Below are 23,351 nucleotides of genomic sequence, written 5' to 3'. Positions count from 1 at the left end.
GGTTTTGCGGGGGGACTCAGGGCCGGGGGCCGCCGCCCATTCCGCCCATGCCCATCTGCGCATACTCACCCGCCGTCGCGGTGGCGACCTCGGTCCCGCCGGCGGTGACGGTATACGTCTCTCCGGCCACCAGGTCGGCGGTGGACAGGACGAGCGAGGCGGTGTCCTTGGTCACCGCGACCTCGGCGACGACGGCGCCGTCGGCGTCCGTCACGGTGAGCGTCTCGCCGGCCGCGACCGAGCCGGACAGAGCGGTGGCGATCGAGGCCTGCTCGCTGTCGGTGGACGGTGCCATCATCATCCCGGCGCTGCCCACCGCGGTGAGGGTGCCGCCGGAGAGGAGGAAGTCACCGTCGACGTCCACGGCGCCGTTGCCGTCCATCGTGGGTCCGTTGACCACGACCGTGCCGCCGGTCATCGTGACCGTGCCGTTGGAGTCGAGGCCGTCACCGTCCGAGGTGAGGGTGAGCTCGCCGCCACTGATCTCCACGCTCGGCGTGACCGTGTCGGAGGCGGCGTTGAGCGCGTCGTCGCTCGCGGTGACCTCGGTGGTGCCGCCCTCGACGACGATCCGGGCCGACTCGAGTCCTTCGAGCGACTGGGTGACGGTCAGGGTGCCGTCGACGAGGTCGATGACGTTCTCGGCCTTCACAGCGTCGTCGCCGGCCGCGACGGTGATCTCGGTCGAGTCACCCGAGACGGCGATGATGCCGGTGCCGTCCTCGGTGTTGTCCGACTTCAACGCGTCGCCGTTGGCGGTGACGGTGAGGGTGCCACCCTGGATCGACAGGAAGTCCTTGCCGCGGATCCCGTCGTCGACGGCGTTGACGGTGATCTCACCCGAGAGGATCACCAGGCCGTCCTTGCTCGTGATGCCGTCGCTGCCGTAGCTCTCGACGGTCAGCGCCCCCGTGCCCGCGATGGTGAGGTCAGCGGTGGAGTAGAGCGCCGCATTGGGCGCGTCCACCTCCTCGCCGGTCTCCTCGTCGACGCTCCCCTCGGTCTGGGCATACGTCTCGGGGTCGGTCAGGGCGTTGTCCGAGCCGTCCGCGAGCACGACGGTCGCGTCCTCGGCGGAGCTGATCTGCAGCGCCGACCCGAGCGAGCTGGTGATCTCGACCCCGTCGAGCACGACGGTGACGTCGTCCTCCTCGGGCACGTCGACGACGACCTGGCCATCGGTCAGGGTCCCGGAGAGGACGTAGGTGCCGGCCTCGGTGATCGTCACCAGGTCGGTCCCCTCCTCGGTGCTGCTCACCTCGACACCGCTCCCGGCGCTGCTGCCGGCGTCGTCGGCCAGCTCGACCGACACCGCGCTCGCCGCGTCGTAGTCGGCCTCGTCACCGTCTGCGTGAGTGGTGAGGCCGACGGTGCCGATCGCCTCCTCGGTGTCCTCGCCGGCGCCCTCGGACGCCTCATTGTTCTCCTCGGTCGTGGCAGTGCTGTCCTCGGTCGAGCCCTCGCTGTCGGAGGTGCTCGTGCTGACGGTGCTGACGGTGCTGCCGGCGGCGGTGCTGCCGGTGGTCTCCTGGACGCCGCAGCCGGCGATCAGGGCGGCGACGGCGAGGCTGGCGGCGGTGGTGCGCAGGCGGGTGCGGGTGGTGCTCATGGTGGTTCTCCTTCGGTGGGTGGTGGGTCAGGCGGCCAGCGGGCCGGTGGTCGTGAGCAGGCGGTGCCAGCGGTGCGCGGGCAGGGTCGGGTCGAGCAGGGCGAGGCCGGTGGCGAACTTGCTGATCCGCACCGGCCGGTGGCCGGCGGCCCAGAGCGCGCGGTCCAGCGAGGTCGGGGTGGACCCGCCCTTGGTCTCGACGATGGCGACGCCCTCGGGCGCCAGCTCGGTGCCGTCCGGCGAGGTCCAGCGCAGCGCCGTGTCGATCGTGGCTCGGGCGCGTCGGCGAGGGCAAGCGTCGTCCTGCGGTATGCCGTGCCGAGCGCGGGTGCCGCGTCCCACCCGTCCCGGGGCAGCGGCACCCCCTGGTCGCGCAGTGTGCGCTCCACGAAGCCGGCCGCGTCCGCGGTGAGGGCGGCGGGCATACCGACGGGGTGGGGCTGGCGCGCCTTGACCGTGGTGCCGCGCGGACCGCGGGTCTTGACCTCGAGCCAGCAGGTCCCGGTGTCGAGGTAGGAGCGGGTGCGGACCTTCCAGCGACGGCGGCGCGCGGTGGCGGCGAGGCGGTAGCTCTGCCGGTCGTCGGTGTCGAAGTAGGTCGAGGCGTAGTCGAACCGGCGCAGGCCCTCGATCTCCAGGACGCGCGTCCCGGCGGGCAGGTCCGCCAGGGCGGCGTCGACCTGGGCGGTGGTGAGGAGGTACTTGCGGTCCACCCGGGTGAGCAGGGCCGACTCGGCGACCAGGTCCGTCAGCGAGATGGGGGAGAGGCTGGCGAGCGGGCTCATCGGGCGACCGCCTCGCGAGCGGAGGCGCCGGCCGGGGCCTGCACCGTCGGCGAGGTCCTGCCGGAGGCCCGCCAGCCGACCTCGACCTGCGTGCTGTCGTTGACCAGGTCCAGGCGCACCGTGCGGGCGGTGACGACCTCGCCGCCGAGCAGCGCCCGCAGCCGGTCGCGCAGCTCGTCGGGGTCGGTGACGGCCCGGTCGAGCACGACCAGCTGCTGCTGCAGCTCCTCCTGCGGCCCGGCGACCCGCGTGTGGTCGCCGACTGCGAGGGCGAGCACGACGAGCGCCATGAGGCCGATGCCGACCACGAGGCTGGTCACCCCGATGCCACCGAGCAGACCCAGGGTGAGCGCGGCGAAGTAGTAGGCGATCTCGCGCTGGCTGAGCTCGCTGGAGCGCAGCCGGATGATCGACAGGACGCCGAAGAGCCCGAGCCCCAGACCGACCGTCGCGGCCGAGGAGGTGAGGGCCATGCTGACGGCCAGCACCCCCACGTTGACCCCGAGGAAGGCCGGGACCAGCTCGGTGCGTCGGTGCCGGGGCAGGTAGATCGCGAAGGTCAGCAGGACGATCGCGAGCAGGTCGACGGCGGGCAGGATCAGGGCGTTCATGGGTGCTCCTCGGGGGCGGTGTCCGGTGGTGTGAGTCCATTCCGCCGCCCGGGGCTATGTGCCTGCTGTGAACCGCCGGTGCGCGATGTATGAGGTGTGGCAGGCTTGCCCCCACGTCGGGTCGGCCGGCGGTCGAGCCGGGTGAGGAGAGCCATGGAGCGCGAGCAGATCGATCTCGACACCGAGGGCGTCGGACGGGGCGCGATCATCCGCTACGGCCACTGGGGCCGGCCGGTGCTGGTCTTCCCCTCCGAGGCCGGTCGGGCGTGGGACTTCGAGAACAACGGGATGCTCGACGCCGTCGCCCCGCTGCTGGCCGACGGCCGGATCAAGCTCTACGCGGTCGACTCCTTCGACCACCTGACCTGGAGCGACAACAGCCTGCCGACCGAGGAGCGGGCGCGCCGGCACGGGGCATACGAGCGCTGGATCCTGGACACGGTGGTGCCGCTCGTCGACGAGGACTCACCAGGGCACGACCGCATCGTGACCGTCGGGGCCAGCATGGGCGGCTTCCACGCGGTCAACTTCGCGCTCAAGCGGCCCGACCTCTTCGGCGTCGGCATCAGCCTGTCCGGCAACTTCGACCCCAGCTCGTGGCACGGGTGGGGCGAGCTGGGCGAGGCGACCTACTTCGCCAACCCGACGGCGTATGTCGCGGGCATGGAGGGCGACCACCTGCAGTGGGTGCGCGAGCACGCCAACATCCTGCTGGTCGCCGGGCAGGGCGCCTTCGAGGTGCACCCGACCCAGTCGCTGCCGGGGGCCCACCGGATGGCGGGGATCCTGGCCGACAAGGGCATCCCGCACGAGTTCGACCTGTGGGGCCACGACAGCGCCCACGACTGGCCGTGGTGGCGCAAGCAGCTGGAGCACCACCTGCCGCGCTTCTGCTGAGGCGGCCGGCGCCGGTCAGCCGACGGGAGGTCCGACCGCGAGCGGCCGGTGTCGCGGGTGTGGTCGCCCACCGCGGTGGCTCTGTGTTGCCCCGGCGACACCTTCTCACCGCGGTCGTCGACCAGTTCGCTCGGTCTCAGCCGGCGTTCGCCCAGCGGGGGTCGGTCGCGATGGCGCAGGTATGCCCGCAGGCCGGGGCATACCCGTCCAGCCGCGTGCCTGCTGGGCAGCCCCGACATCGGCGGCCAGCCGACACGGGTCGACCACCACCTCCACCCATCCGGCGCGGAGCACCACACCACCGGCTCCTGCTGCTTCACGGTCGCGTCGCCGGTCGGCGAGCTGCTTCTCCCGGTGCCAGAGGTTGCCGTCGATCTCGACGCCCAGCCCGCGCGCGCGGTCGCGGAAGTCCATCGTGCGGGCCAGGGTGCCGCCGTCGGCACGGCTGATCGGATCCTGGCGTTGCATCCGGGGGAGGGCGTGCGCCGCCTCGACATCACGGGCATACCGTGCCTCGGCCGCGCTGCCCAGGCCTTCCTCGGCGGCGGTCAGGGTCTCCGTGAGGACCTCGCGCGCCGGGTGTCGCGGATGGTGCGTGAGCTCGTCGCGCAGCTCGGGCACCGTGACCTTGCGTGAGGACACTCCTCGGGTGATGAGCGCCATCATGTCGTCGCTGTCCCTGGGACGAAGGGCGATGACGTCGATGATGGTCTGTGGCAGCGTGGTGACCGGCAGCCCGTAGCGCCGAGCGGTGGCGAGCCGACGACGTCGTCGGACCCTGACGCCCTCGAGCGCGCCGCTGCGGTGGGTGTCGAAATGCTCGGCCAACGTGATGACCGCCGGCTGCTCCCGGGTGAGGCCCCACAGGTGCAGAGCGCAACGGAGACTGACCACGGCACCGGGACCCCGAGCCGATACCGCCGCCTCGACGCGTTCAAGCCACGTGACCTGCCCCGTGTGCTGGACGTAGGTCGCCCTGAATGGCTGCTGCCAGTCACCACGATCGAGCTTGTGCCGGATCTGCCCGGTCGTCGTGCCCTGCGCGAGCGCCTGGCGGCGCGAGATCACCGTCTTCATGAGTCTCAGCGTGACCGCTCGGCCCGCGCCCGCGCCGATCTCATCCACAGGCCCAACCACCGCGGTGGCTCTGTGTCGCGATGGCAACGAGCACCCACCGCGGTGGCTCGGTGTCGCGATGGCTACTCATACCCACCGCGGTTGCCGGGTGCTGGGTGGCGGGGTGGCCGATGGTCGCGGTGGCTCGTTGGCCGCGCCAGCCGGTCAGCCGACGGGAGGTCCGACCGCGAGCAGCGCGCTGAAGACGCCTGCCACGAGCAGCAGCGCCACCAGCGCGGAGGGCAGCGGCCGGCGCAGCACCGCCGCGAGCGCCCGCTCGACCGCGGTGTGCCCGGTGCCCTCGCGCAACCGCCAGCGCTCGCCGCCCAGGCCGCGGCGGCGCACCGAACGCTCGAAGGGGATCGTCACGAAGGGCGGGATGGCGCTGGCCAGGCCGAGCACGATCCGCCCGGCGCCCCAGCGCTGGTCGACGCCGACGACGAGCACGACGACGCAGTAGGCGAGGAAGACGAAGCCGTGGACGGGACCGGCGATGCTCACGCCCAGGTCGGTGGTTCCGGTGAGGTACTTCAACGCCATCCCCACCAGCAGCAGCGCCCAGGTCACCGCCTCGCGTCGGCGAGCAGGCGGAGGAGGCGACCGGGACCGGGGGAGAGCACCCCTCCATTGTCGGCGACGCCACGGCCACGGCATACCCGACCCCCGCTGACTCTGGCACCGCGAGGCGCTAACGTTCCGACATGGCCAACGACGTGCGCACGCATCTGATCGGTCTGCTCCTCGGCGCGGAGGAGGACTGGCCCCGAGCCTTCGAGTCGATCCTGTCGCTCGTCGGCCCGGTCGAGGCGGGTGGTGAGACGCACTCGATCACCAGCGAGCGGGTGCGCATCCACCCCTTCGACCTCACCGACCCGGTGCGGCACGGCCTGGTCATCGACCGGCTGGCGTACTGGTACTACCACCCGCGCGAGTGGCTCAAGAAGGCGTCGCTGATGAACGACACCTATCTGCTCAACAGCCCGTTCACGTTCCAGTCGATGGAGAAGCACAGCGCCTACGTCGCGATGCTGCGCCTCGGCATGAAGATCCCCAAGACGGTGCTGGTGCCCTACAAGAACCCGGTGGACAACGTGCGCTGGGCCTACACCTCGAGCAAGTACAACGACCCCTTCGACCTCGAGACCATCGCCGCGGACGTCGGCTACCCGCTCTTCATGAAGCCGTTCGACGGCGGCGGCTGGCGCGGCGTCTCCAAGGTCAAGGACGTCGAGGGGCTGCACCAGGCCTACGACGAGTCCGGCAACATGCTCATGCACCTGCAGGCGACGGTCGACTACGACAAGTTCGCCCGGGCGCTGACGATCGGCCCCGAGACCATGGTCATGGACTTCCGGCCGGACGAGCCGATGCACAACCGGTATGCCGTCACCCACGACTTCCTGTCGCCCCAGGCCGGCTGGGAGGCCGAGACGGTGAGCAAGGTCGTCAACGCCTTCTTCGGCTGGGAGTTCAACTCCGCCGAGATGCTGGTGGCCGGGGACGACGTCTACCCGATCGACTACGCCAACGCCTGCCCGGACGTCGCGATCACCTCGCTGCACTACTACTTCCCGTGGGCCCTCACCGCGCTCGTGCGCTGGTCGACCTACTGCCTCGTGACCGGCCGCAAGTCGGCCATCGGCGTGCGTAACCCGCGCGAGTACTTCGCCATCGGCGACGACCCGGACCGCACCTACCAGGAGAAGATGCAGGGCTACCGCGAGCTCGCGGACGCCGAGTTCGAGACGGACCGCTACTGGGAGTGGTGCGAGCAGCACCTGCCGCACCTGCCCGAGCGGGTCCTCGACTGGGTCTCCTCGGACGACTTCGACCGGCTGCTCGTGGACACCGTGCGCGGGCACTACCCGGAGCACGAGCACGAGAAGTTCGTCGCGCACTTCCGCGGCCTGACCGGCCTGTGGGCGAAGGACCAGCGGGCCTGACCCTCAGGCCTGGTCTCTACACGACCTCGGTCGTGCCGATCAGTCTGTAGCCCTGGCCCCGGACGGACTCGATGACACGCTTGGAGCCGGCGGCCTGGAACTTGAGGCGGAGCCTGCTGATGTGCGACTCCAGCGCGCGGTCGCTCAGCTGCGCCTTGCCGAGGGCGGTCGCCAGGTCGCGGCGGGACACGACCTGGCCGGACTGATCGGCCAGGAGGGACAGCAGGTCCAGCTCCGAGCGGGTGAGGGCCACCGGCACCCCCGACGCCAGGGCGAACCGCCCCTGCAGGTCCAGATGCACATCTGCCGGTTTCTCTTCCTGCGGGTCGGTCCTCGGCTGGTCGGCGTGGTTGCGGACGAACGCCTCGATGCGACTGCGCAGCCGCGTCTCCGACACCGGTAGACCGATGACGTCCTTGGCTCCTCGCCCCAGGAGCAGTGCCTCATGCTGCTCTGTCAGTTGCTCGACCAGGATCAAGGTAGGTACCTCGCGCTGGTTGAGCCACCGCTGGGCCTCGACCATGTCGGTGGAGAAGCAGCCGCCGCGGATCAGCGCGGTGGTGGGCTGCTCCGTGGACATCCGGTCCTGTAGTAGTTCAGGGGGTACGGGCAACACTACGCAGCCGAGGGCATGGCTGATGGTGACCGTCGGGTCCTGACGGGAGACCACTCCCGAGGTCGGGACGATCCACATGGTGTGCTCTGGCATCGGCCGCTCCTGTGTTCGGGACCATCACACCAGATCTGCGAGGGTCTTGACTCGATCTTGACCATAGTCGTGCCCTGTCTGGGCCAGCGAAGCGGGGACCTTTGGGATTTGGTCACGGTTAGATAACGATTCCTCGCATTTGCGCCAATCGAAGGTATCGTTCGCGTGTCAGGGATCCGCAGGGGACACCCCTAAGGCGTCACGCCCCACCACCAGATCGAAGTGGAATCGCCATGTACTCACTCGCACAACGTGCCACCGCGATGTTCGCGGCTCTCCTCGTCGGGCTCACGGTCGGGGGGACACAGGCCGCAGCAGCGGTCCCCCAACCGGTGGCGACCGCGATCGCGATTCCCACGGTCGTCCCAGACGTCATACCGCACGACTCGATCGTGTCCGAGTCCTCGGTCAACTGGACTCCGCAGATCCGGGACGGCAGAGTCTTCGACATCGCGCAGTCCGGCCAGAGCGTGGTCGCCGGCGGCCGGTTCGCCGAGGTGGCCGGCAGCAACGGCTCGCCCGTGCTGAGCCGGAGCAGCATCGTCTCCTTCAACGCCACGAGCGGGGCCATCAACACGGGCTTCGACCCCAGCATCGTCGGTGACGTGCGGGCCATCGAGCCCGGACCGACACCGGGCACGGTCTACGTCGGGGGGACCTTCCAGGGCATCGACGGCGTCACGGGCAAGCTCTTCCTGCTCGACGCGCAGACCGGCGCGCGCGTGAGCTCCTTCACGCCGGTGCGCACCAACGGCGCCGTCCAGGACGTCGTGCTCCGCAACGGCCGGCTCTTCGTCGGTGGCTCCTTCACGAGGGTGAACAACCAGCCTCGCGGCGGGCTGGTGACGATGAACCCGACCACGGGAGCGGTCGACGGCTTCCTGACCTCCACCGTTGCTGGGAATCACAACTGGTTCGAGGGCTCCAACGGCGCGAAGGCGCCGGTCGGTCCCAAGGCGCTGACGATCGACCCGACCGGTCAGCACCTCGCGGTCATGGGCAACTTCAAGACCGTCGACGGGCTGACCCGCGACCAGCTCGCCCTCCTAGACATCTCCGGCGGCAGCGCCCAGCTGCGGACGGACTGGCGCACGACCGGCTACGAGGCCACCTGCGCATCGCGTGCCTTCGACTCCTACGTGCGTGACGTCCACTTCTCTCCTGATGGGGAGTATTTTTCCGTCGCCACGACAGGTGGCCCCTTCCCCGGCACCCTGTGCGACACGCTGACGCGCTTCGACCCGGAGGCCACGGGCCAGGACGTCGACCCGCTGTGGACCGACGAGACCGGTGGTGACACGCTGCTCAGCGTGGCGTCGAGCGGGGCGACGGTGTATGCGGGTGGGCACCAGCGCTGGATGAACAACCTCAACGGTCGGGACCGGCCGAACCCCGGTGCGGTGCCGCGGCCCGGCATCGGCGCCGTCCACCCCAACAGCGGCATCCCCATCGAGTGGAACCCGGGCCGCAACCCGCGCGGGGCAGGCGCCGAGGCTCTCCTCGCCACCGACCAAGGACTGTGGGTCGGTCACGACACCAACTGGATCGGTGACCGCGACGAGTGGCGCCCGGGCATCGCCTTCTTCCCCCTCTCGGCGGGTATGAGCTCGGTGCCGGTGAGAGCGGATCGCTGCCCTCCAACGTCTACCGGGCGGAGACCGGTGCTGGTGCCGGCGCGGACGCGCTGTTCCGCGTGAACGCGGGCGGTCCGGCCATCCCGGCCTTCGACGGTGGCCCGTCGTGGCGCGCCGACACCGATGCGGCGAGCGACGTGCGCAACAGCGGCAGCAACGCGGCGGGCTACGGGTCGGTCCCGACGGTCACGCCCGACGTCCCGGCGTCCGCGCCCAGGGCGCTCTACGAGTCCGAGCGGTGGGACCCGAACGGTGACCCGGAGATGACCTGGGCCATCCCGATCCCGGCCGGCGAGGACATCAGCGTCCGCCTGTATCTGGCCAACCGGTGCACCTGCACCAACGACCCCGGCGAGCGGCGCTTCGACGTCCAGCTGGAGGGCGCCACCGTGCTGAACGACTACGACATCAGCGCGGACGTGGGTCACGACGTCGGCACGATGAAGTCGTTCGACATCACCTCGGACGGCACCGTCGACATCGTCTTCGGGCACGTCACGGAGAACCCGCTGATCAACGGAATCGAGATCGTGCGGCGCAGTGCCGGCGCCGAGCCTCCCGTCGAGGACACCGGCCTCAGCTATCTGCGTTTCGATGGAGAGGCGTCGCCGTTCCCGGCGCAGCCGGCGCCGGCAGGTGACATCGACTGGCAGGAGGTCCGCGGAGCCACGATGATCGACGATGAGCTCTTCTACGGAACCGCAGACGGTAGCTTCGTGCGTCGCACCTTCGACGGGTCGAGCTACGGCGATCCGGTGCTCATCGATCCCTATAACGACCCTGAGTGGGTGGACGTCGATACGGGTTCCGGTCAGACCTTCCGTGGAACGCGGCCCAATTTCTATGCACAGATCCCCAACCTGACCGGCATGGCCTACGACGACGGCCGGCTCTACTACACCCGTGCAGGATCGAACCAGCTGTTCTTCCGGACCTTCAGCCCGGACAGCGGCGTGATCTATCCGGCAGAGCAGACTGTCGCGGGCTTCTCCGCCCCCTCGCCCTCCGGCATCTTCGTCGACCAGGAGAGCGGCTCGCTCTACTTCGCGACGGCGGAGACCGGGAACCTCTCGCGGATAGACCTGGAAGGGGACGCAGTCACCGGCAATTCTGAGGTGGTCAGTGGACCTGAGATCGACGGAGTCAACTGGGCTTTCCGAGCTGTCTTTCCTGGACCGGGCGACCCGCCCCCTCTCCCCAACGTCGACCCTGTCGCGGCCTTCGATGTGACCTCGACGAGCCTGACCGCGTCCTTCGACGCCTCGGGGTCTACTGACTCTGACGGCGAGATCGAGTCCTACGAGTGGGACTTCGGTGATGGGGACACAGCCGAAGGCGTCGATCCTGAGCACACCTACGCCGAAGACGGCACGTATGAGGTCACCCTGACCGTCACCGACGACGAGGGCGCGACCGGCACCGCCACCCAGGACGTCACGGTCGTCTTCGAGAACGAGAGCCCGATGGCGGAGTTCACGGTCGAGTCGACGAGCCTGACGGCGAGCTTCGACGCGACCGGCTCCAGCGACCCGGACGGCGAGATCGTCTCCTACGACTGGGACTTCGGCGACGGCGAGTCCGGCACGGGTGCCACGGTGGACCACACGTATGCCGAGGCCGGCACCTACACCGTGTCGCTCACGGTCACCGACGACAACGACGCCACCAACCTCGTCGCGCAGGAGGTGACCGTCTCGCTGGCCAACGTGGAGCCCACGGCGGCGCTGAGCGTCGAGGCAACCGATCTCATGATCGTCGCCGACGGCTCGGGGTCCTCCGACTCCGACGGCGACATCGTGTCCTACGAGTGGGACTTCGGTGACGGTGGGTCGGCGACCGGTGTGACGGCTGAGCACACCTATGCGGAGGGCGGCACGTACACGGTGACGCTGACCGTCACCGATGACGACGGTGACACCGGCACCGCCACCGAGGAGGTGAGCGTCGAGGCGGCCAACGTCTCGCCGTCGGCCTCCTTCACCGCGAACTCCTCGGGGCTCGACCTCGGTGTGGATGCGTCGGGGTCCTCGGATCCGGACGGTGAGGTCGTGTCTTATGAGTGGGACTTCGGTGACGGTGGGTCTGACACCGGCGTGACCGCGGAGCACACGTATGCGGAGGCGGGCACCTTCACGGTGTCGTTGACGGTGACCGATGACGAGGGCGCGCAGGGCACGTCCTCGCAGGAGGTGACGGTCTCCGATGCTCCGGTGAGTGCTCCGGCGTTCGTGACCAGTGCTGCGGTGCAGACGCACGGGAACACCTCGTCGATGCGGGTGCCTGAAGGTGTGGAGGAGGGTGACCTGCTCCTGCTGCACGTGGTGATGAGCAAGGATCGTGACCCTGCTCCGCCCACCGGTGTCGGTGAGTGGGAGGTCGTGACGCGGCTGGACAACGGTCCGCAGAACGTCGTGGTCTACTCCCGGGTGGCTTCGGGCGCGGAGAGCGACGAGATCATCACCCTGGACGTCACGGACTGGACGAAGACGGACATGACGATGTCGGTGTACCGCGGTGTCGCGGGTGACCCGATCGAGGCGATGGCCGATGTGGCGCTGGTGAACCAGACCCAGCACCCGAGTGCGGAGGTCGCGGTCGCTGGTCCGGGTCGCACGGTGGTGACCTACTGGTCGGACCGGTCGAGCTCGACCACGGCCTGGGAGGCTCCGTCGGGTGTGGAGGTCCGGTCGACGCAGGTCGGTGCTGGTGGTGGACGGGTGTCCTCGTTGTTGGTGGACGACACCTCTGGTCCGGGCACCTACCCGAGCCTGGTGGCGACGAGCACACCTCAGTCGCCCCGCTCGATGGTCATCACCCTCGTCCTCGCACCTGACGAGGTATGACGGATAATCGGGTGATGAGCCCACCCACCTCACGAGCGCGTCGCCCACGGCTCCTCACGGCCTGCCTGCTGGTCGGGTCGCTGCTGCTCACCGGCTGCAGCGGGTCCGACGACGGGGAGGACCAGGCGACGTCCAGCGCCTCTCCCACGACCGGAGAGGCAGCAGGAGAGCCGTCCGGTTCCGAGGGGGCTGAGCCCACCGGCACCGACGACGCCGGCGCGAGCCCCACGTCCGGCACGGACGGCGGCGGCAGCGCCGGCTCCGACGAGGGCGAGGCGGACCCCGAGGCCTCGGTGAGCGTCACGACAGCGGCTAAACCCACGGCCGTCGGCGAGTTCGAGTACGAGGACGTGCCGGAGCCCGCGCCGCAGGAGGTGGAGACATTGTGCAACCTGACGCGGGACTACTTCGTCGGTCAGCGCGACGCCTCGCTGGTGGACGGCCGGGTCTCCGAGAGCATGCAGCTGACCGTCGTGGGTCTGAGCGATCAGGTCGGGATCTGGACAGGGCTCCAGGAGCAGTACCCCGACGCGGCTGAGGATATCCGTCGTGCGGAGGTGATCCTGCAGCACTGGGACAACGCCCTCGCCGCGTCGCAGCAAGGACTGACCGCAGAAGAAGCGGCCTACCTGAGCGAGGCGAACGAACTGATCGAGCAGCTCCCGTCGCAGGCCGCCGTCTCCGAGGTCGGGTGCGACCGGTGAGCGGCTCGCCCGTCTCGGTCGGCCCGGCACCGGTAGCCACCGAGAGCGGCCGGCGGCTGGCCTGGATATTCTACGGTGGCCTCGGCCTGGCCATGCTGGTGATCATCCTCGGGCTGCACACACGGGTCCTGCCCGGGGCGGTGGCGAGTACGTTCGCCTACAACTCCGAGGGCTACTTCTTCGCCTTCTTCATGGCCGCCTGGATACAGTTCGGCTGCCGCGGTTGCCCTCGGGCTCCCGTGGGCTGCTGCTGGCGGCCGGTGTCGGGGTGGCCTTCGCTGCGCTGGGGCTCGCACTCCTGTCGATCGACGGGCTGCGCTCGTCCATCGCCACGCTGAACGAGCCGGCTCTGGCGCTGGCGGTGCTCGTGCCGTACGCCAGTCTGCCTCGACCGCTCCCGCGCTGGGCCCCGCTGGGACTGTCGCTGGTCGTGCTGATCATCGTGGCGATCGGCCTCTGGGCGGGAGATCCGCAGCCCGGTGTGCAGCTGGGATCGGTCAACTGGGTCATCGCGACGGCCGAGATGATGGCCCTCATCTTCCTGGCGCCGATCGTCCTCGACCTGACCTGTCCCTGGATCCTGGACCGGTCGCGACGGGGTCCTTCCCTGCTGGTGCCCACCCTGGTCGGCCTACTGCTCGTCCCGGTGGTCGTCTCCGGCCTCGGTCGGGCGGCGCGGGCGGGGGACACCTGGCTCCCGCTCATGCTGAACTACCTGGGCAGGTCGCACGAGGCCTTCGTCGGCTTCCTGCTGCTCGTCGCGTACTTTTGGCTGTGCGGAAGAACACGACGTGTCGGCTGACGTGGGGCGGTCGACGGAAGAGGGACAGACACGGATGAACACCGACAGCGACCGAACGTTATCTACATCGCTGGATCGGGACGGTCGGGCAGCACCCTCCTGGAACGACTCCTGGGCTCCATGCCGAACCTCGTGAACGTCGGTGAGGTGACCGACATCTTCCGCCGGGTCCATGCCGGTGACGAGCTGTGCGGCTGCGGACAGGCCTTCTCCGCCTGCCCCTTCTGGACGTCCGTCGGCGACTACGGCTGGGGCGGCTGGTCCCGGGCGCCGTTGGCCGAGGTGGCCGCGCTGCAGCGGGAGGTGGCCCGGCAACGGCACATCCCGCTGCACCTCAAGGTGCGTCATCGCACAGACTTCGCTCGAGCGCGGCGTGAGTACCAGGACGCCTACCGGCGGCTCTACAACGCCATCCAGACCGTCTCGGGGGCAGACTTCGTGGTGGACGCCAGCAAGCAGCCTGCCCACCTCTTCGCGTTGCGGGGGTCCGGTATCGACGTGAGGGTGCTGCACCTGCTCCGTGACGTGCGTGGGGTCTCCTGGTCGCAGGCCAAGCGCGACGTCGCCCGCCCCCACTCGGTGGCGGCCCGGGAGACGATGCACCGACAGGCCCCCCTGGAGGCGGCCGGACGGTGGCTGGCCTGCCAGACCGAGATCGATCTGCTGGCCCGCTTGGGTGAGCGGACCGCCACGGTGCGTTACGAGGACCTGATCCCCTCCCCGCGAGAGGTCATTGAGACGGCTCTGGGGCAGCTGGGGGTCGATGTCGCGCCCGACGCGCTCGACCATGTCGGCGAGGGTGTCGCCCATCTCCCGTCCAGCCATGGCCTGTCGGGCAACCCGTCCAGGTTCCAGCAGGGCGAGGTGCCGCTGCGGATGGACGAGGCCTGGAAGCGCTCCATGCCGCGACCGCAGCAGCTGGCCGTCGGCGCCGTGGCGTCGCCCTACCTCGTGCTGTCCACCGTGACCCGACGTCGTGAGGTCCCGGCCGGCGCTGAGCCCAGGACGTCGTCGGCTCCCGCCACCCGGGCTCGCGGTCCGTTGCCGAACTTCCTCTACATCGGACCCGACAAGGCTGGCTCGACGTGGTTGCACGAGGTGCTCGTCAAGCACCCGGACATCTTCCTGACCCCTGCCAAGGATCTGTACTTCTTCGACCGCTACTACCAGCGTGGGGTCGAGTGGTACCGCAGGTTCTTCTCGGGCGCGGACCACGAGCGGGTGGTCGGCGAGGTCTGCCAGGACTATCTCTTCGACCCGGCCGCCCCGGCGCGGATCCGCGAGGTGCTGGGCACACCGAAGATGATGGTGACCTTGCGCGATCCTTCCGAGCGTGCCTTCTCGTCCTACCTCTACATGCGCAAGCACGGTCGTGCACCGGCGACCTTCAGCGAGGCCCTGGACCGGATTCCCAAGCTCGTGGAGCACGGCCGCTACGGTGCCCTGCTGGAGAACTACCGCGAGGTCTTCCCGGACGAGGCGCTGCACGTCGCGGTGTTCGACGACCTCAAGGCTGACCCTCAGTCGTTCCTGGACAGGGTCCTGGACTGGCTAGAGGTGGACAGGATGGATCTGAGCGACGGGGACGAGGACAGCAAGCTTCCCGCCAGCCGGGCACGCAACGTCCCGCTCGCCTGGAGCGTCCGCCTCGCGGCCAACGTCGTGCGGAGCCTCAACGGTGCCGAGCTCGTCGGTCAGGTCAAGCGCTCCCCGCTGGTGCACCGGGTGCTGTACGTCCCGTTCGGCGGCGAGGCGCCACGCATGTCGGCCGAGGATCGAGCCCGAGTGCACCGCGAGCTCGCGGACGACGTGACCGACCTCGACGACCGGTATGGGTTCAACCTCCGGGAGCGCTGGGGGTGGACCGCATGACGGCGCTGCGCCAACGCGTCCCTGCGCCGCTGCAGCGGGTCGGGAGGCAGGTCTACGTCGAGACGGGCCGGCTCGTCCCAGGGCTGCAGCGGGTGCAGCCGCAGTTCCTGCTCATCGGCGGTCAGCGCTGCGGCACCACGTCGCTGTTCCGTGCCCTGATGCAGCATCCCCGCGTCATCCGACCCTCCTTCCACAAGGGGATCAACTACTTCGACGTCAGCTACCACCGTGGTCCGGAGTGGTATGCCGCGCACTTCCCGCTGCAGCGGCGTGCCGAGGCGAGCACCTCTCCGGAGTCACCCGTCGCCTTCGAGGCGAGCGGCTACTACATGTTCCACCCGTGGGCGGCCGAGCGCATCGCGGCCGACCTCCCGGACATCAAGCTGGTGGCGCTGCTCCGTGACCCCGTGGAGCGCGCCTACTCGGCGTGGAAGCACGAGCACGCCCGCGGCTTCGAGACCGCGAGCTTCGAGGATGCGCTGGAGCTGGAGGACGGCAGGGTGCGTCCGGAGGTCACCCGGATGCGGAAGGACCCTGGCTACTACAGCGCGGTCCACCGGCACCAGGCCTACCGCGGGCGGGGGGAGTACCTCGACCAGCTTCGTCGCTACACCTCGCTGCTGTCCCGCGATCAGCTGTACGTGATGTACAGCGAGGACTTCTTCCGTGACCCGAGAGGCGAGTTCTCGGGCCTGTGCTCCTTCTTGGGGATCGACCCCCTGGACACCCTCGAGGCGAAGCAGTACAACGCCCGCCCCAGCGCCTCGATGCCGGCAGCGGCGCGGTCGCGCCTCAGCGCGCACTTCGCCGAGGGTCGTGGTGCGCTGGAGGAGTTCGTCGGGCGGCCTGCGCCGTGGCCGACGGGCGACTAGCGGAACCCCGTCGGCTCAGACGCCTCGACCGCGCTTGTTGAGCGTGTCCAGGACGGTGCGACCGACCCGTGGGTGCACTGCCGCTGCGGCGGCTAGCGGCCCGCGCCACTGCCTCGGGTCGGCCAGCACGGTGCGGGCAGCCCACTGCCACGCAGCACCGCGCTGACCCAAGCACGCCTGGGCGAAGGCGATCTTGCCCATGAGCCGGGCCGCGCCGACACGGTCCTTCCGGACGTCGTCGTGCTTCTCGAGAAGGTACTGGTTGCTGGCGATCTTGGTCGGCCAGTCGTGCCGGAAGAACGACTTCTGGCCCCAGGTCACGGTGACCAGGGGCTCCACGACGACGAGGACCGGATGGAGGGTCGAGGCGCGCAGCAGCAGGTCCCAGTCCTCGCTCTGGCTGCCGGGCAGCCCTTCGTCCACCAGGCCGATGTCGTGGATGAGGGCCTGCCGACGGAAGACGAACGTCGAGGAGTGCAGCATCGACAGCCGAGAGCGTCTGAGCATGGCGTGCGTCGCATACGGGGTGGAGGTGGTCCGGGGGGTCGACCGGCCGTGGTTGTCGATGAAGATCCCCGAGGAGACCATCACCGCTGCAGGGTCCAGCTCGACGAGGGTCACCTGCCGGTCGAGCTTGTGCGCGAGCCAGTAGTCGTCGTCGTCGCAGAACGCGACCAGCTCGCCCTCGGCGGCCAGGACGCCGGTGTTCCGCGCGCCCGCCAGGCCGGGGGTCCGGGTGTTCTCGAGGACCCGCACCGGTCGTTCGCCCTCCTCGACCAGGGACAGGTCCGGCTCGGCACGGTCGAACACGACGACGACGTCCAGGGCGCCGTCGTAGTCTTGGTCGCGGATGGCCCGGATGACACGACGCAGCTCCTCAGGTCGTGCATGGGCGGGGACGACAGCGGTGACGCTGGGGCGGGTCATGGGGTCCTTCCTCGACTGGCGGTGCTGGCTTCGGCGGTCCGTTCCGACCAGTCGACCAGGAGCAGACCGACCGGTTGCAGGCCCATGGCGGTGGCCTCCCGGTAGAGCCGCCGCACGGGTCGGGCGGCGGAGTCCGACGTGGCGACGAGCAGCACACGCTCGCCGCGGCGGTCGACGGGTCCGCGCAGCGCTCTGTCCAGCTGCTCGGCCAGGTCGACGGCCACCATCGAGGTGGTGACCGGGAAGATCCCGGCCAGGGGGGTGTAGGTGCGCGCGACCCAGGCTGCTTCCTCGAGCTCTGCCGCTGCGAAGCCGCCGGACGCGGTGACGCCGACCCGGCCGACCACGGGCACGCCGAGGTCGAGACGCTCGGCCGGGTCCTGGCCGAGACGGTCCCGTCGACCGTCTGTGGCCCGGGCGACGAGCAGACCGGCGAAGAGTCCGAGCATCGCGCCGCTGGTGAGATAGACGAACCACGGGTCCTGGGAGCGGGTGACCGTGACGTCGTTGAACTCCTGGCCAGGATTGACGCTCTCGCGCTGCAGGCCCAGCCAGGTCGAGGAGACCTGCGCGTACTCGCGCCGCAGGTCGATGAGAGTGCCCTGCAGCGCACCGAAGACGAGCGGCTCCTCCTCGTCCTCCGCCTCGGGGCCGGTCGGTTCGTCCGTCTCGACCACGCCGCTGGTGAGGGAGACGGACTCCGCCAGCGCCTCCTGGTAGTTCTGCAGGTCCTCCGCGCGCTCGCTGCTGGCCTCCTCCGCCATGCTCAGCCGCAGGTCCAGGTAGCGGTTCGCGCCCTCACGGGCTCCCGCGACGGCCGCCTCGCGGTCGGGGTGGTAGAAGGTCAGGTTGAGGATTCGGGTGTTGGGCTCGGCCGTGATGAGGATCCGCTCACGTGTCTCGTCCGCACCGCCGGGGATGCCCGTCGCCTGGGCCACCGCGTCGAGCACCACCCTGGAGGTGGCTAGCTGGGCCTCGGTGTCGAGGGTGAACGGACGGGCCTGCGGCGCGTTGACCAGCGACGTGTTGCTGAGCAGCACGGACAGCGTGGCGGCGTAGGGGCGCTCCTTGGTCAGCTGGAGGCCGGCCCCGGCCAGAGCGCCGACGACAGTCAGGACGAGGACGGTCGCGACGTTCCTCCGTGGCGGGACGATCAGGCTGTTGAGGGGTCTCAGGTGCGCCCCTGGGTTCTCCCGCACCAGGAGACCGAGGGAGATGAAGATGACCACGATGGCGGGGTGGATCACGGTGTAGACCGGCATCGTGACCAGCGCCGCCACCGTGCTGGCCTGCGCGGCCACCATGATGACGGTCGACCGGCGCAGCGAGCGGAAGAACTGACCGACGATGAAGCCGACGTAGAGGGCGGCGCCCACGAAGCCCGTCGCGAAGACCACCTGCCACAGCTGTCCCTGGGTGCCGAGCGGCGGAGGGGAGCAGTTGGGGCAGAGGGCGCTGGCCCCGGTCGCGATGGAGTTGAAGTTGCCCTGGACGTCACGGGTGGACCCGTAGCCGACGAAGGGTGAGCCTTGCCAGGTGCTGACCACCGCCTGGGTGCTGAGGTTCGCCCTGCCCTCGTTGCTGTGCGGCGTGTTGAGCCGGTCCAGAATGAGGTCCCCGAGGGGCGAGACGACGAGCGCGGCCCCGATGAGGATGACCACGACGAGGCTGGCCCACAGCACCTGGAGGCGGCCGGTGAGAGCGACCTTGACGATGACGAAGAGCGTCATCATCACCAGGGCACCCCACATCCCTCGGTTCAGGGACCCCACGATGGGGAAGATGGCCAGCGGGAGCCCGATGATGACGACCCAGCGCCGCCACGTGTTGCCGACCCACCACGACGCCACGAAGTGCGGGATGGTCGCGGCGGTGGCGATGCCCCACTGGTTGGCGTAGGCGAAAGGTGCGCTGGGGCGCGGCTCCACGTAGCCGAGGAAGTCCTGCAGCTGGGCCACCTGGGGATGGATCAGGGACTGGACGAAACCGTTGTTGGCGATCGCCCCGGGCAGGAGCAGCTCGGCGACGGACGGGAACTCCAGGGTCGGGACCAGCAGGCCGAGGATGCCGCCGGAGGCCAGCATGACGAACATCCAGCCGATCGCCCGGCTGATGCGCAGGGTGGACAGCTCGGCCCGCATGTTGACCGTGTAGAGGAAGGCGATAGTGGCCGCGAGGTACCACCCGTAGCGGTAGCCGAAGGTGAAGTAGCGCGAGGCCCCCTCGCCCGGGATCGTCGCCGGGGCGTCCACCTGCAGGACGAAGATTCCGCCGATGACCCAGACCAGGAACAGCAGCCAGGTCCCGAACCCGCGCGGCACCATCACCCGACGCTGCGTGAGCTGGATGACCATGGGGATGCAGGCCAGGAAGAACACGACCTGGAAGAGTCCCAGCACCCACCACAGGGGGATGCCGACGAAGGCGATCGTCAGCGGCCAGCCGGGGGCGAGCAGCGCCGTCGGTGCCTCCTCGTCGGTCACCGGCTCAGGGGCGCCGCCCCTCGGTGACCGCACGTCGGGCCGTGCAGGGCTGTCGATGCTCATGGTGCCGGCAGGCTCCAGTCGTGGCGTGCGTCGACATCCTCGATGTCGTAGCCGTAGCGGCGGGCCGCGTCGTCGAACCGGCTCACGATCCGGCGACGCTCGCGTCCCGAGAGGGGACCGGACATCGCGGACCACGCGCTGCGGTACCGGTCGGAGTAGGTCGACCTGACCTGACCGCTGTTGACCAGCGGGGAGCTCAGGCCGAGGAAGCTCGTGAGAGGGGCCAGGGCGGCGTCCGTGTCGGCGACGAGGTCCTCGTACCGCAGGACGTGCACCCGCTCCAGGTCGGCCACATCACGCAGCAGGGCGTCGTGCGCGACGAACCAGTGCTCCACCAGGGAGCTCAGGCTGGTCCCTCGTTGCCACTTCTTGCTCGACAGCGCGACGACGACCGGGTGCCGGAAGATGACCACGAGCGCGCTGCCGGGGAACACCGACTGCAGGAAGCGACCCATGACGAGGTTGGGTGGTGACTTCTCGAGCAACAGCCGTGACTCGAGGTCCCAGTACGGCATCCAGGACCGGATCAACCCCTCACCGATCCGGGCCCGCTCGCCGGCATCGGTGACCGGGCCGAGCTGTGCGCCAGGGTCGTGGGCGAAGCGCCCAGGGCCGCCGTAGGCGACGGCGGGCTGGTACATGGTCTGCAGGTGCTGACCTTCGTCCTCACGCACACCCGTCCCCTGCAGCCCGGAGATCTCGGGGTGATCGCCGAGGAGCCGCCCCAGGGCTGTGGTCCCACTCCGGTGCAGGCCGCCGACGAAGACCAGCCGGTCGGGGGCCACGAGCGGACTCACGGGTTGCGACAGCGTCATGACGGCTCCTGTCCTTGCGCGCTGGCGGCAGCCTGACCTCGCCCACCTCGACGACGCCGCAGGGAGGTCACGAGGTAGCCGAGCTGCAGTCGACGGCGGAGGAACCACAGACCCAGCAGATAGATCGGCGAGCAGACCGCCAGGGAGATCAGCAGAGCATAGCCCTGGTCGTCGACGAGCGCGGCCAGACCTGCCGGTAGGCCGCCGAAGACCACTGCGGGCAACGCCATCGCGAGGAGCGACTCCCGGCCGAAGGGATGCAGGTTGCGCCAGATGAGCAGCTGCATCAGGGGCACCAGGTTGCCCACGAGGATCGCGACGGCCCAGCCGATCGCCGCCCCGACGATGCCCAGGCGCGGGATGAGCAGCAGATCGATGACGACGTTGGTGGTGAGCGCGAGGATCACGTTGCCGAGGTTCCACAGCGACTTGCCGGCCATGAGCAGGACCATGTCCACCATGCCGCACGCCGTGGCCACGAGCATCGCCGCGCACAGCACCTGCAGGACCCGCTGTCCCTCGGTGTAGTCGCCGCCGAAGATGCGCAGCACCGTGCCCGAGAAGGTCATGAGCATGAGGTAGAGGGGCCAGGTGATGACGATGAGCCAACCCGTGGCGGTGCGGTATAGGGACGACGTCCCGCTCCAGTCGCTCCGCGCCACGGCCTCGCCGATGTGCGGCTGGACGCTCAGGCCCACGGCCCGGGCGGCTGCCTGGCCCAGGGTGATGAAGCGGGTCGCCGCGGTGTAGATGGCTGCGGCCGGGAGGCCGGCCAGCGCGCCCACGAGGACGATGTCGAAGCGCTGCATCGCGACCTGGGCCAGGCCGGCCGCCGCCCGCGGTGAGCTGAACCGCCAGAACGCCCCCCAGGGGGCGAATCCCGCACTGCGGTCCTGCGTGGCGGCGCGATCGCGCAGTCGGCGCCACCACCACCAGCCCAGCACGGCCAGCGGGACGTAGGAGGCCGACCAGGCCCACGGTGCCGCGTCGACGCCCAGGACAGCGAAGGCTAGGGCGACGAGCCCGAGCTGGAGCAGGGGCCGTGCCAGCTGGTCGAGGGTGGCGTTGACGGCCATGGTCCCCAGGCCCCGCGAGGCGGAGACCGTCAGGTTCGTGATGCCTGCGGCCGGCAGGAACAGCGCCATGGCCACGACGAAGGTCGCGAAGCGTTCCGGCTGGTCCGGGCTGAGCAGCCTGCCGATCTCGCCGGACCAGATGATGAGGACGGCCGCGCACACGACCGAGGCGATGAGCACCGGCACCGCGGCGATCCGCATGTAGACGTGCGCTCGCGAGAGCTCCCCACGCGCCCGCGACCCCGAGAGGAAGTACACCAGGCCCGCGTTCGTGCCGAGCTGCGCGAGCCCGGCCGCCAGGAGGAACACCGAGGTTGCCGTGAAGAAGGCTCCCGCCTCCGTGGTCGACGACAGCCTGGTGATGAGCACGGTCAGCACGAACGTGCTCACGGCGGAGACGGCCGACCCGGCGAAGTTGAGCATGCTGCCCCGACCGGCGCGACGCAGCGAGGATCCGCCGGCGCCGCTGGTGCCCGGCTTCGTCACGTGCGGGCTATCGACCCCGGTCACCCTGCACCACCTGTTCGAGCGCGGGCAGCAACCAGTCCTCGATCGGACCCTTCTTGGCGCCGGCCTTCTCCTGCTGGTGCCGGACGAACCGCTCGGCGAGGTCGATCGCGTAGAGCGCGACCAGCATCCTGCCGGAGGTGGGGTGAGCGCCGTTGGCCTCCCCCAGGTCCGTCGCCAGGTGCTGGAGACGGCTCATCGAGCCCTGGGGCGTCAGGCCGTCGAGCCGCACGCCGGACTGGAAGGAGTAGTGCAGGGCGTCCAGCCCGACGGGCACACCGGTGCTGAAGCGCTCCCAGTCCCAGGCATACGTCGTGTCACCGCGCGTCGCGAGGTTCCACGGGGTCCAGTCGCCGTGCGCGGCTCCGAGTCGCAGGCTGGAGGAGCCCCAGGTGTCCTCGGCGGCCTCGGACAGTGCGGCGAGGCGGTCCGACAGCGGCGTCGGTCCGAGCTCCCCGAGCCGGGCGCGCAGAGCCCGCCACCACGGCACCGAGGCGAGCACGTCCTCGCTCTGCTCGAAGCCACCGACGAGACGTCGCAGCGCGGCGTCCCGCACGCCAGGATCGACGCCGCGCGGCGACCAGGTGGGCACCGGTTCGATCAGGAGGTAGCGGTGCTCGTGCCAGTCGCCCGCCTGGACGACTTTCGGGTGGCGCAGGCTGCCGAGGTCTCGACCCTCCAACGAGCGCAGCGCCTCCTCCTCGCGGACCAGACGTCGGCTGGTGAGGTCGTTGACCGCGACCTTGGCGTAGCCCTGGGTGACCCCGCGACCGTCGAGGAGGTGCAGCACGGGTTTGCGGTTGGCCCGGGGAGGTCCGAGGGTCAGCCCCACGTGGAGAGGCCGACCCGCTGCCGTGGAGAGCCGGGCGGGCAGTCCGTGCTCCGGCCTCCGGACGTGGAGCCTGGTCGGCACCAGCCCTCCGGCACCGAGCCAGCCGGCCACGCCCAGGGCGACAGCGGTGAGCTGCGCGCGCCGGGTGCTGGGTGACTTGTAGTGGCGCAGCGCGGCGGCCGTCACCCTGCGCGGACCCCGCGGGACGAACACGGTCGGCGCCGATCCTCTGGGGAGACAGAGGTAGGTCT

19 protein-coding genes are annotated in these 23,351 nt (G+C 70.0%); 8 read left to right on the top strand and 11 right to left on the bottom strand.

The features are described 5' to 3' along the window. Positions 1-16: 16 nt before the first annotated feature. From BJF80_RS09055 to BJF80_RS09045, 3 genes are read right to left on the bottom strand one after another with little or no spacing between them, the layout of a single operon-like run. Positions 17-1,609, bottom strand: a complete 1,593-nt coding sequence (locus tag BJF80_RS09055) for a carbohydrate-binding domain-containing protein (protein ID WP_075813024.1) — start codon at positions 1,607-1,609, stop codon at positions 17-19. After that, positions 1,606-2,394, bottom strand: a complete 789-nt coding sequence (locus BJF80_RS09050; protein ID WP_237767513.1) for a VTC domain-containing protein — start codon at positions 2,392-2,394, stop codon at positions 1,606-1,608. The genes BJF80_RS09055 and BJF80_RS09050 overlap by 4 nt, the downstream gene beginning before the upstream one ends. After that, entirely contained in the window at positions 2,391-3,005 is a 615-nt protein-coding gene (locus BJF80_RS09045) for a DUF4956 domain-containing protein (protein WP_075813022.1), read from the bottom strand. The genes BJF80_RS09050 and BJF80_RS09045 overlap by 4 nt, the downstream gene beginning before the upstream one ends. Positions 3,006-3,158: 153 nt before the next feature. Between BJF80_RS09045 and BJF80_RS09040 the strand changes: the two genes are divergently transcribed. Beyond that, positions 3,159-3,902, top strand: coding sequence for an esterase family protein (locus BJF80_RS09040; protein ID WP_075813020.1), 744 nt, complete (start codon positions 3,159-3,161; stop codon positions 3,900-3,902). 105 nt (positions 3,903-4,007) lie between these two features. On the opposite strand, the gene BJF80_RS09035 is transcribed toward BJF80_RS09040, so the two are convergent. Then, complete coding sequence (locus tag BJF80_RS09035) at positions 4,008-4,979, bottom strand: hypothetical protein (protein ID WP_143554050.1); 972 nt, start codon at positions 4,977-4,979, stop codon at positions 4,008-4,010. 204 nt (positions 4,980-5,183) lie between these two features. Beyond that, the gene (locus BJF80_RS09030; RefSeq protein ID WP_075813016.1) at positions 5,184-5,585 is read right to left on the bottom strand and encodes a DUF3817 domain-containing protein; all 402 of its coding nucleotides are present in this window, start codon (positions 5,583-5,585) and stop codon (positions 5,184-5,186) included. A 134-nt stretch (positions 5,586-5,719) separates the two neighbouring features. Here BJF80_RS09030 and BJF80_RS09025 point away from each other — a divergent pair, with 134 nt between their 5' ends. Beyond that, entirely contained in the window at positions 5,720-6,961 is a 1,242-nt protein-coding gene (locus BJF80_RS09025; protein WP_075813014.1) for an ATP-grasp domain-containing protein, read from the top strand. A 16-nt stretch (positions 6,962-6,977) separates the two neighbouring features. Here BJF80_RS09025 and BJF80_RS20760 read toward each other — a convergent pair whose 3' ends face one another. Continuing rightward, positions 6,978-7,541, bottom strand: a complete 564-nt coding sequence (locus BJF80_RS20760) for a winged helix family transcriptional regulator (RefSeq protein ID WP_075813012.1) — start codon at positions 7,539-7,541, stop codon at positions 6,978-6,980. A gap of 362 nt (positions 7,542-7,903) precedes the next feature. On the opposite strand from BJF80_RS20760, the gene BJF80_RS18835 reads away from it, so the two are divergent. The 6 genes from BJF80_RS18835 (at position 7,904) to BJF80_RS08995 (ending at position 16,397) form a co-directional block, all read left to right on the top strand. Beyond that, positions 7,904-9,367 carry a hypothetical protein gene (locus tag BJF80_RS18835; protein ID WP_158068510.1) on the top strand — a complete coding sequence of 488 codons (1,464 nt, stop codon included), beginning with the start codon at positions 7,904-7,906 and terminating at the stop codon, positions 9,365-9,367. After that, on the top strand, positions 9,364-12,147 hold the full coding sequence (locus BJF80_RS09015; RefSeq protein WP_158068509.1) for a PKD domain-containing protein: 2,784 nt from the start codon (positions 9,364-9,366) through the stop codon (positions 12,145-12,147). The genes BJF80_RS18835 and BJF80_RS09015 overlap by 4 nt, the downstream gene beginning before the upstream one ends. 14 nt (positions 12,148-12,161) lie before the next feature. After that, on the top strand, positions 12,162-12,851 hold the full coding sequence (locus tag BJF80_RS09010) for a hypothetical protein (protein ID WP_075813008.1): 690 nt from the start codon (positions 12,162-12,164) through the stop codon (positions 12,849-12,851). 223 nt (positions 12,852-13,074) lie between these two features. Next, a complete protein-coding gene (locus BJF80_RS09005) occupies positions 13,075-13,653 on the top strand; it encodes a hypothetical protein (RefSeq protein WP_075813007.1) in 579 nt (192 codons plus the stop codon). A 60-nt stretch (positions 13,654-13,713) separates the two neighbouring features. Further along, positions 13,714-15,525 (top strand): sulfotransferase, encoded by a 1,812-nt coding sequence (locus BJF80_RS09000; protein WP_321166388.1) that lies wholly within the window; start codon positions 13,714-13,716, stop codon positions 15,523-15,525. Beyond that, the gene (locus BJF80_RS08995; RefSeq protein WP_075813532.1) at positions 15,522-16,397 is read left to right on the top strand and encodes a sulfotransferase domain-containing protein; all 876 of its coding nucleotides are present in this window, start codon (positions 15,522-15,524) and stop codon (positions 16,395-16,397) included. Before BJF80_RS09000 ends, BJF80_RS08995 begins: the two co-directional genes overlap by 4 nt. 15 nt (positions 16,398-16,412) lie before the next feature. On the opposite strand, the gene BJF80_RS08990 is transcribed toward BJF80_RS08995, so the two are convergent. Genes BJF80_RS08990 through BJF80_RS08970 form a run of 5 tightly spaced genes read right to left on the bottom strand, consistent with a single transcriptional unit; the run spans position 16,413 to position 23,286 of the window. Further along, positions 16,413-17,324: a glycosyltransferase family 2 protein gene (locus tag BJF80_RS08990; protein ID WP_075813003.1), complete on the bottom strand. Its 912-nt coding sequence runs from the start codon at positions 17,322-17,324 to the stop codon at positions 16,413-16,415. Continuing rightward, the gene (locus BJF80_RS08985; RefSeq protein WP_143554049.1) at positions 17,321-19,870 is read right to left on the bottom strand and encodes a hypothetical protein; all 2,550 of its coding nucleotides are present in this window, start codon (positions 19,868-19,870) and stop codon (positions 17,321-17,323) included. The genes BJF80_RS08990 and BJF80_RS08985 overlap by 4 nt, the downstream gene beginning before the upstream one ends. Beyond that, positions 19,867-20,667, bottom strand: a complete 801-nt coding sequence (locus BJF80_RS08980) for a sulfotransferase family protein (RefSeq protein ID WP_158068508.1) — start codon at positions 20,665-20,667, stop codon at positions 19,867-19,869. Before BJF80_RS08980 ends, BJF80_RS08985 begins: the two co-directional genes overlap by 4 nt. A 14-nt stretch (positions 20,668-20,681) precedes the next feature. Beyond that, complete coding sequence (locus tag BJF80_RS08975; RefSeq protein ID WP_083673566.1) at positions 20,682-22,271, bottom strand: lipopolysaccharide biosynthesis protein; 1,590 nt, start codon at positions 22,269-22,271, stop codon at positions 20,682-20,684. Then, complete coding sequence (locus BJF80_RS08970) at positions 22,255-23,286, bottom strand: hypothetical protein (RefSeq protein ID WP_143554048.1); 1,032 nt, start codon at positions 23,284-23,286, stop codon at positions 22,255-22,257. The genes BJF80_RS08975 and BJF80_RS08970 overlap by 17 nt, the downstream gene beginning before the upstream one ends. Positions 23,287-23,351 lie beyond the last annotated feature (65 nt).

The organism is Serinicoccus sp. CUA-874 (genome assembly GCF_001942225.1).
Taxonomy (GTDB): Bacteria; Actinomycetota; Actinomycetes; order Actinomycetales; family Dermatophilaceae; genus Ornithinicoccus; species Ornithinicoccus marinus.
The sequence above is the reverse complement of the archived record's forward strand: the minus strand, read 5'-3'. Positions and strand labels throughout refer to the sequence as shown.

What these genes read in the sequence shown, in the direction of transcription:
- BJF80_RS20760 (WP_075813012.1), bottom strand. Translation starts at nt 7,541, where the DNA reads ATGTCCACGGAGCAGCCCACCACCGCGCTGATCCGCGGCGGCTGCTTC.
- BJF80_RS09040 (WP_075813020.1), top strand. Translation starts at nt 3,159, where the DNA reads ATGGAGCGCGAGCAGATCGATCTCGACACCGAGGGCGTCGGACGGGGC.
- BJF80_RS18835 (WP_158068510.1), top strand. Translation starts at nt 7,904, where the DNA reads ATGTACTCACTCGCACAACGTGCCACCGCGATGTTCGCGGCTCTCCTC.
- BJF80_RS09035 (WP_143554050.1), bottom strand. Translation starts at nt 4,979, where the DNA reads ATGAAGACGGTGATCTCGCGCCGCCAGGCGCTCGCGCAGGGCACGACG.
- BJF80_RS09050 (WP_237767513.1), bottom strand. Translation starts at nt 2,394, where the DNA reads ATGAGCCCGCTCGCCAGCCTCTCCCCCATCTCGCTGACGGACCTGGTC.
- BJF80_RS09010 (WP_075813008.1), top strand. Translation starts at nt 12,162, where the DNA reads ATGAGCCCACCCACCTCACGAGCGCGTCGCCCACGGCTCCTCACGGCC.
- BJF80_RS08995 (WP_075813532.1), top strand. Translation starts at nt 15,522, where the DNA reads ATGACGGCGCTGCGCCAACGCGTCCCTGCGCCGCTGCAGCGGGTCGGG.
- BJF80_RS08985 (WP_143554049.1), bottom strand. Translation starts at nt 19,870, where the DNA reads ATGAGCATCGACAGCCCTGCACGGCCCGACGTGCGGTCACCGAGGGGC.
- BJF80_RS09055 (WP_075813024.1), bottom strand. Translation starts at nt 1,609, where the DNA reads ATGAGCACCACCCGCACCCGCCTGCGCACCACCGCCGCCAGCCTCGCC.
- BJF80_RS09025 (WP_075813014.1), top strand. Translation starts at nt 5,720, where the DNA reads ATGGCCAACGACGTGCGCACGCATCTGATCGGTCTGCTCCTCGGCGCG.
- BJF80_RS09045 (WP_075813022.1), bottom strand. Translation starts at nt 3,005, where the DNA reads ATGAACGCCCTGATCCTGCCCGCCGTCGACCTGCTCGCGATCGTCCTG.
- BJF80_RS08990 (WP_075813003.1), bottom strand. Translation starts at nt 17,324, where the DNA reads ATGACCCGCCCCAGCGTCACCGCTGTCGTCCCCGCCCATGCACGACCT.